The sequence below is a fragment of the Bacillus sp. ES1-5 genome (genome assembly GCF_022487605.1).
GTDB lineage: Bacteria > Bacillota > Bacilli > Bacillales > Bacillaceae_G > Bacillus_A > Bacillus_A wiedmannii.
The window spans coordinates 58,249-70,806 of record NZ_JAKVPU010000003.1 but is presented as its reverse complement, the minus strand read 5'-3'; the positions used below and the strand labels follow the sequence as shown (position 1 = coordinate 70,806).

At 32.3% G+C, this 12,558-nt stretch carries 14 protein-coding genes and 1 pseudogene; 7 read left to right on the top strand and 8 right to left on the bottom strand.

The features are described from left to right. Positions 1-39: 39 nt before the first annotated feature. The 3 genes from MKO96_RS12675 to MKO96_RS12665 all read right to left on the bottom strand — a co-directional run bounded on the left by MKO96_RS12675 (position 40) and on the right by MKO96_RS12665 (position 1,751). The gene (locus MKO96_RS12675) at positions 40-426 is read right to left on the bottom strand and encodes a hypothetical protein (RefSeq protein WP_240587626.1); all 387 of its coding nucleotides are present in this window, start codon (positions 424-426) and stop codon (positions 40-42) included. A gap of 102 nt (positions 427-528) precedes the next feature. Next, a complete protein-coding gene (locus MKO96_RS12670; RefSeq protein WP_240587625.1) occupies positions 529-1,428 on the bottom strand; it encodes a DnaD domain-containing protein in 900 nt (299 codons plus the stop codon). Between the two features lie 86 nt (positions 1,429-1,514). Further along, entirely contained in the window at positions 1,515-1,751 is a 237-nt protein-coding gene (locus MKO96_RS12665; protein ID WP_240587624.1) for a helix-turn-helix transcriptional regulator, read from the bottom strand. 136 nt (positions 1,752-1,887) lie between these two features. Here MKO96_RS12665 and MKO96_RS12660 point away from each other — a divergent pair, with 136 nt between their 5' ends. Next, the gene (locus MKO96_RS12660; protein ID WP_240587623.1) at positions 1,888-2,316 is read left to right on the top strand and encodes a helix-turn-helix domain-containing protein; all 429 of its coding nucleotides are present in this window, start codon (positions 1,888-1,890) and stop codon (positions 2,314-2,316) included. Between the two features lie 22 nt (positions 2,317-2,338). Continuing rightward, positions 2,339-2,767, top strand: a complete 429-nt coding sequence (locus tag MKO96_RS12655; RefSeq protein WP_097951985.1) for an ImmA/IrrE family metallo-endopeptidase — start codon at positions 2,339-2,341, stop codon at positions 2,765-2,767. A gap of 263 nt (positions 2,768-3,030) precedes the next feature. On the opposite strand, the gene MKO96_RS12650 is transcribed toward MKO96_RS12655, so the two are convergent. From MKO96_RS12650 to MKO96_RS12630, 5 genes are all read right to left on the bottom strand, one after another. Next, positions 3,031-4,425 carry an S-layer homology domain-containing protein gene (locus MKO96_RS12650; protein ID WP_240587622.1) on the bottom strand — a complete coding sequence of 465 codons (1,395 nt, stop codon included), beginning with the start codon at positions 4,423-4,425 and terminating at the stop codon, positions 3,031-3,033. Positions 4,426-4,903: 478 nt separating this feature from the next. Then, a complete protein-coding gene (locus tag MKO96_RS12645) occupies positions 4,904-5,431 on the bottom strand; it encodes a nuclear transport factor 2 family protein (protein ID WP_098586435.1) in 528 nt (175 codons plus the stop codon). Between the two features lie 147 nt (positions 5,432-5,578). Next, positions 5,579-5,971, bottom strand: a complete 393-nt coding sequence (locus tag MKO96_RS12640) for a nuclear transport factor 2 family protein (protein ID WP_087952270.1) — start codon at positions 5,969-5,971, stop codon at positions 5,579-5,581. Between the two features lie 4 nt (positions 5,972-5,975). Then, the gene (locus tag MKO96_RS12635; RefSeq protein ID WP_240587621.1) at positions 5,976-6,797 is read right to left on the bottom strand and encodes an MBL fold metallo-hydrolase; all 822 of its coding nucleotides are present in this window, start codon (positions 6,795-6,797) and stop codon (positions 5,976-5,978) included. A gap of 171 nt (positions 6,798-6,968) precedes the next feature. Next, positions 6,969-7,589 carry a DsbA family protein gene (locus MKO96_RS12630; protein ID WP_240587620.1) on the bottom strand — a complete coding sequence of 207 codons (621 nt, stop codon included), beginning with the start codon at positions 7,587-7,589 and terminating at the stop codon, positions 6,969-6,971. 683 nt (positions 7,590-8,272) lie between these two features. Between MKO96_RS12630 and bla the strand changes: the two genes are divergently transcribed. The 5 genes and pseudogenes from bla to MKO96_RS12605 all read left to right on the top strand — a co-directional run. Further along, positions 8,273-9,199, top strand: a complete 927-nt coding sequence (gene bla, locus MKO96_RS12625) for a class A beta-lactamase (RefSeq protein WP_483298323.1) — start codon at positions 8,273-8,275, stop codon at positions 9,197-9,199. A 586-nt stretch (positions 9,200-9,785) separates the two neighbouring features. After that, entirely contained in the window at positions 9,786-10,715 is a 930-nt protein-coding gene (locus tag MKO96_RS12620) for a helix-turn-helix transcriptional regulator (protein ID WP_240587618.1), read from the top strand. Positions 10,716-10,811: 96 nt separating this feature from the next. Next, the gene (locus tag MKO96_RS12615; protein WP_240587617.1) at positions 10,812-11,744 is read left to right on the top strand and encodes an alpha/beta fold hydrolase; all 933 of its coding nucleotides are present in this window, start codon (positions 10,812-10,814) and stop codon (positions 11,742-11,744) included. After that, complete coding sequence (locus MKO96_RS12610) at positions 11,741-12,211, top strand: YdeI/OmpD-associated family protein (RefSeq protein WP_240587616.1); 471 nt, start codon at positions 11,741-11,743, stop codon at positions 12,209-12,211. The genes MKO96_RS12615 and MKO96_RS12610 overlap by 4 nt, the downstream gene beginning before the upstream one ends. Next, a pseudogene (locus tag MKO96_RS12605) lies at positions 12,196-12,297 on the top strand (YdeI/OmpD-associated family protein); the annotation flags it as partial. The gene MKO96_RS12610 and the pseudogene MKO96_RS12605, both read left to right, overlap by 16 nt. Between the last annotated feature and the right edge of the window lie 261 nt (positions 12,298-12,558).

Sequence of the window (12,558 nt, the reverse complement as noted above, 5' to 3'; positions counted from 1 at the left end):
ACTTTCTGTACACCGCATGTATCCTACAAAAAGGTAACATTAAAATCCATCTAAAAACTTGACAATCTTTCTTATTTCAGCATGTTTTCGTCGGATATAGCCTGTACTATAATGCAAGTCAAACGCTATTTGTTCTAAAGTCATTCCATCAACATACTTCATTTTGAGTATTTGATGATCTAATCCTGCAAACTTATTAATTAAAACCTTTAAATTGAACATTTCATTCATCTTATGTCCTAATTCATATTCAATAGCTTCAATCCGATCTTCTACCCTAGCGCCTTCCGATTCAGCAGTTAATCGTACATTTTGCAAGTCTCCGCTAGTCCAGCGCTTTAACTCTGCTTTTGATTTGTCTAAGTTATATTCTAAATATGCAATTTCTTCTTCTAGTTTCTGATAATCTTTCAGCCAGTCAAACATAAAATAATTCACCCACTTATCTTTATTTAGGATCTACTTTTATTGGTAACACAAAGGTAAACTAACTCCAGGCCCCAATTGTATTAAACATTTAGATGTTTCCTATGCTTTATATTTTTTTAATAAAGCCTTTAATCTCTCACGCTCCTCATCTATATTTGATTGAGTATTTTTTTTTGGTTGTTCCCTAGGATTTTCACCTTCTTTTTGATGCAACCATTCCGGTACCATTTCAATTCGTTTGATATATCCTGAACCAATTTCTTTTTTATTCTTTTTAAGATCAAACTGCAAATCTGATTTAGCAATATCATTTAGTGTTTTGACCCCTTGAATTTCCCAATTTTTAAGAATTCTACGTACATACCTCCACTTTGGTACGTTTTCATCAATAGATCTATTTACTGCTTCAAAAATCAATTCAATTCCCAATGCTCCGCAAAATTCACCGAGCTCTGGGATAGCTGTTTTACTTAACGGAATACCGTTTTTCAGCAAATAGCTATAAGCTATTTTAAAATCTTCATCCATCAATCTTTGTGATAGTAATTTATCTTGATTATCATGATGATAATTTGTATTTGGTATATCCGTATTTAGTTCTTTAGTACTTTGTATATCCGTATTTAGTAGCTTGTGATTATCCACCGGTAGGTTACCAGCAACAGGATTTCCAGCGGATGGTTTTTCCACTGGTGGAAAATCATCCACTGGGATCTCGTAAATAAGCGTCTCCCATCGTACAATTTTATTTTTTTCATCTCTAATCGGAAATCTTTTAATGTATCCATACTCTTTTAATTCCTTCATTCCAGCTCTTAAGCTGTTAATACCATCTTTTGCATGCTGGGATAATTCCTCTCTATAAAACACCCAATCATCTGGAAGTGTAAGTATGTATGCTAATATCCCCTTCGCCTTCCAAGAAAGTCTTTTATCTTTTAATCCTGTATTATTTATGACGGAATAATTATTATCCTTTTTAACTCTAAAAATCCCCATAGTATCTACCTCTCCATTATTGTTAAGAACAAATATCTACCTTTAAAGTTCGGTACTCAATACCATTAACTTTCTCATTACAAGATCTATTTTCCACCCTTTTCACACCAACACGAAGTTAAAAAGAACTTAAAGTTCGATTTATTATTAAAAAAAATATCATCTACACTCATCTCAAAAAACTGTGCAATCTTTTTAGCAATTCTCATTGAAGGGGTTCTTTCTCTTTGATCAATCATTCGAATATAACGCTCTGTAACTCCACAATAACTAGCAAGTTCTTTATATAACTTCTTTTCCAGATCGTACATTTTTTTACCCATTAGTCCACCTCCGTAAGAACAATTAGTTCTAAATACAGATTAAAGAACTTATTGTTCTTTGTCAATGCAAAAAAGAACTTTTTGTGCTAAGATGAATCTATAAAGAACAATTAGTTCAATTAGAGAGGTGAACAATGTGATAGGAGTTAGAATAAAATCCTTACGAAAAAAAGAAAATTTAACACAAAAACAACTGGCTGAAAAAATTGGAGTATCCCAAAGAATGATAGGCTACTACGAATCTGAAGAAAGATTCCCTCCACATGATGTTCTAACTAAATTAGCGGATTGCTTTTCAGTTTCAGCTGACTTTTTACTAGGAAGAGATGTTACGGACGAAAAAAAGAAGCAATTAACTCCAAAAGATGAGAAAGACATAGCAAAAAGAATGGAAGAAATAAAAAAAGACCTTCAAGGAGAAGATGGGTTAATGTTCTCTGGTGAACCTATGAGTCAAGAAGCTGTAGAATCACTATTAGATGCAATGGATTACATTGTAAAACAAACGAAAGTAATCAATAAAAAATACGTGCCTAAGAAATATCGTAAGCCAGACGATAACTGATGCGAGCTTAGGAGGGAATACATTGAAATTCGTCATTAGAGATCTAGTCCAACAACTTAGCACCAAATACAACACGACAAACCCCTATGAGCTTGCTGATTACTTAAAAATACATGTACTAACATGGGATTTACATGAAGAAATAAATGGTTTTTATAAATATGAAAAAAGAAATCGTTTCATTGTTATTAATACTCATTTGTCTCCATCTATGCAGAGAACTGTTTGTGCTCATGAATTAGGACATGCGGTCCTACATACTCATGCAAATACACCCTTTCTACGTAAAAATACATTCTTTTCCGTTGATAAATTAGAGATAGAAGCAAATACATTTGCTGCGCTTTTGTTGATTGACAAAAGGACCATTCAGCCTGGTGATACAAAAGCATGTATAGCATACAAAAATAATATTCCAGTTGAACTGTTGGAATTTTACAAGCCTTGCTAAAGGAATTAAGACATTTTAATTATTGGTTCAAACGCTGAAGAGAAAAAGAGAATGCTCCATCGTTAAAGCAAAAGAAATGAAATAGTATCTATTGTTTAAAAAATCTATACAGTTAAATCGAATATAAAAATGCACCTCCAATTGTTAATTATGTGTCTAACAATTGGGGTGCACTTCAATAACAGTCGGTCTTTTTCGAAAAATCTTTAACCTCTAATATTGTCCATACTTCCCTGTACGAAAATCGATACATTACTTAAATATTATTTTGTTTTTACAGAAACGTGTAATATAGAGTAATCTGGATTTAGAGTAACTACAGACTCTCCAGGGCTTATTGAATGTAGAGGACTTATACCTATTTCTACGCTATGATTATCTTTTTCAAAACGATTGATATAATCCTTATTATTTTTTACAAAACTATCAATTTCTTTTTTTAATTCTGGACTTGGATTTACTAGTCTATCAATCTCTTTATCAAGTGTGAAATTCGGATTTATCATATGCATCCAGTTTTTCGCTAGCTCAACAGTTGATTTGTCAACGACAAACACGAAATAGAAATTATCTGCATCCTTCCCAACAAACGAAAATGAACCATGAGAATCAATCATTCTTGGCAAATTAGGAGTATATAGATCAATTTCTGATGCTACGTATTTATATCTTAAATTCGCATTATATTTCTTATTTACTTCAGTAACAAGATTTTGACCTTGTTTAGAAATAGATTGCTCTCTTACAGGTGAAATTTCAATTGAATATCTATCAAAGAAAAAATCATCTGTCACTAGCGCATTTGGAATACCTATTGGTGTTACTCCTGGTTTTGTCTCTGGTTTTGTTTCTGGTTTCGTTTCTGGCTTTGTTTCTGGCTTTGTTTCTGGCTTTGTTTCTGGCTTTGTCTCTGGCTTTGTTTCTGGTTTTGTTTCTGGCTTTGTTTCTGGTTTTGTCTCTGGTTTTGTCTCTGGTTTTGTTTCTGGTTTTGTTTCTGGTTTTGTTTCTGGTTTTGTTTCTGGTTTTGTTTCTGGTTTTGTTTCTGGTTTGTTCACACTTTGAATTCCATTGTATAGAAATTGTGCATATTGCTCACGTGTTACAACTCTTTTTGGCTCGAATAAGTTACTTCCTGTACCAGCAGCAATTTTACTTTCCTGCACTGCACTGATTGCCTTCGTAGCCCAATAATTCTTGTCAACATCTTTGAAAGTTGTGACAGTTGTTGCTTTTAATTGAAATGCTTGTGTTAGAACAGCTGCCAATTGTTCACGATTTAGGACCTCATTTGGCCCGAACTTTCCATCACCATATCCGCGCATAATCCCTGCATTTGTGATTGCTAAGATTTCTTTTTCGAACATAGAACCTTTTATATCCGTAAATGGATTTTGAAATTTAGCATCTACATCTACTGGTTTCAAGTATACATAAAGCAATCTAGCAACTTGACCACGTGTAATACTATCGCCGAAACCAAAAATGCCATTTCCATAACCAGCTACGATATTTTTCTCTTTTAGATCCATAATTGCTTTATATGACCAATGATTAGTAGGAACATCTTTAAATGTTGTATCTGCCTGTACATTTGTTAAAGATGTTAAAGTTGTTGCTGCAAGTACTGCACCTGTTAAAATCATTTTTTTCATTTTCATGCTATTTCCCCTTCTTCTCCTAATTATTTTTGCGAATAAAAATATACTTTATTTTCCAACATAAACATAATAACATAAATACATTATATTTATATATAATTATTTACTGTTATTAATGATAAAAATACTAATTCCCTCCAGAACGCTATAGACTCACACAAAAACTCTTCTTTCCTATAGAAGAGTTTTTACTACAATTTTACTGTTAAATAGCATTTTCCTTTATCTTAGTAAATGTCTGCTGTATTCTTTTTAAACTAGCCGAGATATTGTTTTAGTATTTCTAACCCTGTTTTCAAATCTTCTAATGAGTTTGTAGAGGATAGCGCAACTCGTAAATACTGATTAGGCATGGTTTGTGCGGTAATAAAAAATACATATAATAAGTACCCTATACACCATATTAGATTAAATCTTATTAAAACAAAAAAGGATGTCCTAGTAACATATCTAGGGCATCCCTTTATTTTTACTCATCTTAAAACATCGTATTATTATTAGCTGCCTCATTGGGAATCTCTTGAATTACATCCCAATGTTCAACAATCTTCCCATCCTTTATACGAAAAATATCCACTATAGCAACTCCCTTATCTTGAGAATTAGTACGAGAGTGTACATGAAGAGCAACTGTATCTCCTTCAGCTACTACACGTTTAATCTCTGCAGAGGAATTTGGATTTTTTACAAAGTCCTCCTTAAAGAAATCCATGAAGGCTTTTCGTCCATCAGCAACAAAAGGATTATGTTGCTTATAATCTTCACTTACATATTTAGGGATAATATCAATATTATGTTTGTTAAAAACTTCATTATAGAAATCAACTACCATCTTTTTATTCTTTTCTTTTTCTGTCGCATTATCTTTCGATACTGTTGCAACATTCTCGCTCTTTGTTGAATGACCTTTGGTATTACCAGTTGAAGTTTGAAATATCAAAGTCGACACAATTCCTAAAATAAACATAGAAATAATTATTACTATTAAATTTTTCTCTAATTTCATATATACCTACCTCTTCTAATTTTATGATTCATATTCGATAACACACTCGCTAAACTTTACCCAGAATATGATGTAAGAGATATTGTTAGGAAAATCCATCTTTCCTAACAATACTCCCTATACGAGGCATGTTAGAAACTAGTAACTCTAACTTAATACCTCATTAACAGTTGCACTATCCACGATTTGAATAAACTTTTTAACCTTATCGTTCTCATCAAACTCATAAAGATGACAAAAATCTGCTATGAATGATTTCCCTGTTACTTTATATGTTCCACTATATTTTCCATACACAATAACAGTATTGTTATTAAAAGCATAAATTTCATCTTTAGCGCTATAGTTATCCCATTCAGTTCCAAGACGTTCATGTACATTTTTCACTACTTCATCAGGACCTACATAAGTGCCCGCATATGGAAACCCAGCAGCTTCTGTCCAAGATACATTTTCACTTAAATACGTTTTGAAAGCATCCATTTTCCCCTCGCCAGTTAACACATACGTTTCATGTAATAGTTTTTGATATTTATTCATAGCATTAACCCCAAGGCATTTCTTTTGTTACAACTTTTGCACTTAATTCTAATACACCTTTATTAGCATAGCCTGGATATGCTGTTTCAAGTTTTGCTACAAAATCTTTTGAAGTTTTACTTTCCTCAGAAGCCTGAATTGCAGTTCTTAAATAATCCATAGTTGCAGTAATCGCTTGATTATCTAAGGATTTTTCAATTGATCCATGGCTCGGTACAATTAGGTCCGCATTTAAAGCCTGTAGCACTTTCAAGTTCTCAATCCATGCCTCCATTGCTGCTTTTGAACTAGTATCTGCTAAGAATAGATGGATTTCGTTAAATACATCTATTCCCCCAATTAATAATTTCAGTTCTCTGTTAAATAAGCTAGTTCTGTAATGATCTAAGCCTACTAGTTCAAATGTTAGTCCCTGAAAATCAATAAATTTTTCCTTAAACACTTGAGGTAATACCACATTACTTGGTGCATTTTCTCCAAGTGCATCTTTCCAAACTTTCAATTTCCCTAATACAGAATGAACAATATGTTCAACCGTAGACTCTGTAGCATACGCTATAGCATCTGGGTAAGCAGCTTTAATACTTTCTAACCCAAAATAGTAATCAGGATCCCCATGGATAATAAAGATTTTATCTAGAGATAAGTTATTATTTTTCAAATAATCCACAATTTCTTTCGAATCAGATTGAGTAAATTTTGAGTTTATTAAAAATGCATGTCCTGCTTTCTCAACTAAGGTTGCAGTGACCATAAAACTTTTTTCATCCGAACTAAAAACCGTTAATTTCACATCTTTTTGATTTGTATCGATTGTTTTAAACATAAATGTTATTCTCCTTTTGTTAAAGTTATTAATTAGTTACCATATTTTTGTCTTATTCCGACAGAAGCTCCCTTTTCAATTCACCTGAAAGTGTAATAGCACCAGCAAATATTCGGGAAATGTATGTCAGTTGGCGTAAGCTAACATGTCTCTACTATAGCCTAAACTTTCTTAGTATAAATTTTTAAAACGTGCTTCAATTTTATCTGGCGTCATTACCCCACCACCAATAGGAATAATTTGATTATCTTTTTGTAAAAGTAATGAAGGATAGCTATTAACCCCAAACTGTCGAACCTTATTGAAATCATTTTGGACATCTACAATTGTTTCTTGCGCATTTAAACGCTCTAATACTTGTTCAGGGTCCAAACCATGCTCAATTGCAATCTTGCGATATGTCTCAGGATCACTTAGGCTTTGTCCATCATAATAAAACGCTTTTTGCATAGCAGACGTGAATTCTAACAAACGGTCTGGTGCTAATGAGCGTAAAGCTGAAAAGCCAATTGCAGCATCTTTTGAATTCATTTTAAAAGTACCTTCTTCCACCAATTTTTGATAGGAAGGACCAAATTCTGCGCCTGTAAGTTGATTAATTCTTTTATTTCCCTCTTCTATATATGAGAAATTTTTTATTGGTAGATCATCTAAAAATAACCCCCCACATAAAACTGTTAACGGCATTTCAGTGTGGCCTTTGTAAAATCCTTTAATATTTTCTGAAAAACCATAGCACCATCCACAATATGCGTCCCATACATATATAAGGTTATCTTGTTTTTTCTCCATTTAAATCTCCTACCTTTATTTTTATTAGCTAGTTCAGCTATCACTTAAAAATTCTTAGCTAGCTTTTTGGTTTGTAAAAGTGCATCTTTTTTAGCAACCTTATTATTTTCCCCAAAAACTAATCCTTCCAAAAAAAGATCACTAAAATTATTTATAAAAGATAACACTGCACATTTTGGCTCTAAAGCAGAAAATACTACCGTTAAGAATATGCATAGTTGTTAATATAGTAATAATTTTCTGCACTGAACGACAACGTATAAACCGCTATCCTTAATTAAATATATAAATTTTTTTCTTAAAAAAGGAATTCGTTGTAACCGAATAAGTTACACTTCATGTAACAATATTAGTTACAACGGATTCGAAAGTCAATTCTTTTTTACAAAAAAACATTACATTTCTACTTTAACGTTTCCACAACTATGGAATTAAAGTAAATTCCCCTTTACTCTAAATGTCCATTATTTCAGGTGATGATTTCCAAAAGAATCTTCTTATTTCTTTAAATGGAACAAACTTGCTACTTAGATGGTCTATTAATTATACGTATAAAACAGGTGTTTATAATAAGAGTGATGCAAGAAGAGTGTTACCCTATACACTCTTTAATTGTATTGATATTTAGAACACCTAGACAAAAACCATATATTTTTGAAAGAGGTTGAAAATTTATGTTAGTCTTGAACAAGTTTTTTAACATGTTACCTTACAAAAAGATTGTACCTGTATTATTTCTTTCATGCGCAACACTTATAGGCTGTTCCAATAGTAATACTCAATCTGAGCCACCTAAACAAGCCAAACAAGAAAATACAGTTAATCATTCTTTTGCTAAGCTTGAAAAAGAATTTGATGCTAAGCTTGGTATTTATGCCTTGGACACTGATACGAATCAAACCGTTACGTATCAATCAAATGAACGGTTTGCATACGCCTCTACCCACAAAGCTCTAGCCGTGGGAGTGCTTTTACAAAAGAAATCAATAGAAGATCTCAATCAAAGAATTTTGTATACTCGTGAAGATCTTGTTAATTACAATCCAATTACAGAAAAGTATGTTGATACAGGTATGACTCTGAAAGAGCTTGCAGATGCTTCCCTTCGATATAGTGATAATACGGCACAAAATCTTATTCTTAAACAATTAGGTGGGCCTAGTGAATTCAAAAAATCACTGAGAGAAATAGGAGATACTGTTACAAACCCTGAACGTTTTGAACCAGAATTAAACGAAGTGCATCCAGGAGACACTCATGATACTAGTACCCCAAAAGCATTAGCTACTAGTCTGCAGGCTTTCGCGCTAGGAGATGTACTTTCAATTGAGAAGCGGAATTTACTATTAGATTGGATGAAAAGAAATACTACAGGAGACAACTTAATTCGTGCTGGAGTTCCAGGAGGATGGGAAGTAGCAGATAAGACTGGCTCGGGATCTTATGGTACCAGAAATGATATCGCAATTATTTGGCCACCAAATAAAAAGCCAATTGTTCTTGCGATACTTTCTAATCATGATAAAGAGGATGCTAAATACGATGATAAGCTTATTGCAGAAGCAACCAAAATAGTATTAGAGGCTTTAAAAACTCCAAATAATCAATAATAGTAGTAAGTCATAAGAATTTTTCTATTTTCCGTCACAATACTGTGACGGTCTTTTTGTGTATTTTACAAGAAATCTGTAAATTTTATTTTTAATTGGCAAAATTTAAAGAAATAAACAGCAATTTTCTAACTTAATTATCTTATAATTTGGATAAAGCAACTATTTTTCTTTTTAATTTTGAACGAAAATGTAAAAATTCACATTGTTCACCGAAACTTAGAAGAATATCATAGTATAGTCATTTCGATAAAAAGGAAAATTCACATTGTTAAGGCCTTTAAAATGATTTATTTCAAAGGAAACAATTAGAAAGTACATTATTAAGATAGACGTTGACTGTAATTTGAGATATAACTTGATTTATAAGTAAGGTTCCGAAATTAAACATGAGGTTGGGATTCATGTTTGTCATACAACTATCTATCAATAATTACAAGAATACTGTATAAAGATATTGTAAATGATTTTGGCTAAGTATATAAACAAAATCAAGGTGAATCTCAACACTGTAAGGTATAATATTTAATTAATCACTCTTACTATCTACCTACAAAGTAAGGAAATATTTTTTAAGGAGAAAACGATGAAAATAGAACGTATGTTAACTATTATTGTGATATTACTTAATAGAAATCGTGTAACAGCAAATGAATTGGCTGAGAAATTTGAAGTGTCAATTCGGACTATTTACCGAGATATTGAAACTATCAATCTAGCTGGTATTCCTATCATTTCACATTCTGGAAATAATGGTGGATTCAGCATTTATGAGAATTATAAAATAAATCATCAAGTACTGACTCTTAACAACATGTCTTCCCTTCTTTCTGTTCTCAAGGATATTAATTCTACAGTTGATGATATTGAATTAGAGTCATCCATAGAAAAACTAGAAAATATAATTCCCAAAAATAAGGTGGATTCTCTAAAGCTTCATATGGAACAAATTATCATTGATTTACATCCTTATGGAGACTCTCCAAATCAAAAATTTTTAGTTAAAACGCTAAGAAAAGCTATTAAGCAGAGTGAGTTGCTGACTATTGACTACAGAAATTATGATAATGTTGTCAGCAAAAGAAAAGTTGAACCTATGTCGCTCGTATTTAAAAATTACACTTGGTATTTATTTGCTTATTGTCTTTCAAAAGGAGATTTCAGAATATTTAGAGTTTCTAGGATAAGTGATTTTCACATTGAAAATCACTCATTTGAACGTCGAGAAAAATCATATCACGAGATTACGACATTGTTAAATGAGCAAACAACGATGACAACAGTTGTCTTGAAAGTTTCCCCAATAATGAAGTCTCGTGTGGAGGATGTTTTTAATAAAGAAGATGTTGTTGTGTTAGAAACAGGTGAACTTCTTGTGAAAGCTACATTGCCCGAAAAAGAATGGTTGTTCTCTCTCATATTTAGTTTTGGAGAATATATAGAAGTCTTAGAACCAAAAGAATTGCGTCAAAAAATTGCATCTAAGCTCAAATTAATGAATGAAAAATACAGTTAAGCGAGTTTTAAATTCCAATGCTGACAGACTGTTGTCAAAACTCTTTGATAATATTGTCCTTGTAAGACAACTTTAGTTTAATTAGGAGGATATTAAATGATTAACAATAATGAATTTCCAACACCAAAACTTATTTCAGTTAATAGTGTGGAACTAGAAGTTTTTGAAGCTGGAGAAATAAATTGGGGACGACCTATCATACTCTGCCACGGATGGCCAGAGCATGCCTACTCTTGGAGAAATCAAGTGACTGCTCTTATAGAAGCAGGTTATCACGTTATTATTCCAAATCAACGAGGGTATGGAGGTTCTTCTTGTCCAAAAGAAGTCACAAAATATGACATTGAACATTTAACAGATGATCTTGTTGCTCTTTTGGATTATTATCAATACAAAGATGCCATTTTTATGGGCCATGATTGGGGAGCAAGTGTTGTTTGGAGCATGGCTCTATTACATCCAGAACGTGTTAGTAAAATGATTAATTTATGTTTGCCCTACCAAGTTCGGGGAGAAAGACCTTGGATTGATTTTATGGAAGAAGTTTTTGGCGATGATTACTACTTTGTTCACTTTAACAAACAACCAGGTGTTGCAGATGCTATATTAGACGAAAACACAGCCCAATTTCTTCGTAACTTATACAGAAAGAATGTTCCATCACAAGGTACTGTTGAAGGAATGGAAATGATTAATCTAGCTGAAGCGAGCAATCAATTAGGTGAACCTGTTATGAGTGATGACGTTCTTTCTGTTTACATTGCAGCCTTCAATAAGACAGGTTTCACTCCAAGTATCAATTGGTATAGAAATTTAAATCGTAATTGGCATTTATTAGCTAATGTAGAGTCTATTATTCATAAACCAACATTGATGGTTTATGGAGAGAAAGATATTATTCCACCGCTTCCAAATATAAAAGATTTTGTGCCTAACATAGACATTAAGAGCTTAGACGCTGGTCACTGGATTCAAGAAGAAAGACCAGAAGAGCTTAATCAAACAATTTTAGAATGGTTGAAAAAATGAGTCAAGTAATTTTTTTTAGGAATCAAACTGAATTTATTGATTGGTTGGAGTGTAATCACAAAACAACTAGTGAAATTTGGGTAGGTTTTTTTAAGAAAAAAACCAATAAAGCAAGTCTAACTTGGACCGAATCAGTAGATTGTGCTCTGTCGTTTGGTTGGATTGATGGGATACGAAAAACAGTTGATGATGATAGTTATAAAATTAGATTTTCTCCACGTCAGCCAAATAGTCTATGGAGTAAAGTTAATGTGGAAAAGGTACATAAACTGATAGAGTTAAATCAAATGAGGTCTGAAGGATTGAATGTTTTTAATCAAAGAAATGACAAAACAGGATATTCTTCAGCCAATAGGAATGTTACTTTAATGAAAGAACATGAGGATGAAATAAAAAAAATCCACGTTCCTGGAAATTTTATAATCAGCTCCCACCTTCTTATAAAAGAAATTCTATTTGGTGGATAATGAGTGCCCAAAAAGAAGAAACTAGGCTAAGAAGATTGAATCGATTAATTGTTTCCTGGGAAGAAGGAGAAATGTTAAGAACCTAAATTTTCATTTTTCTTTATTGCCACAGAAAGGGTATATAAGGTACTATTCCTTTTGCTAAATTAATCAAAAAGAAATTTATTTGGATGTTCAACGATTTTTAAAAGCAGTAAGTTATTAGAATTTTCAATTTAAACAAGTGTCCAGTAAATCACCATATACTGGACACTTGTTTTTTTAGGTAACATAGTTCTGATTTTTTTAACATACTGTCCATAAACTCATTAAACAATCTACGTTCACAAACATAGTATGATTCAAGT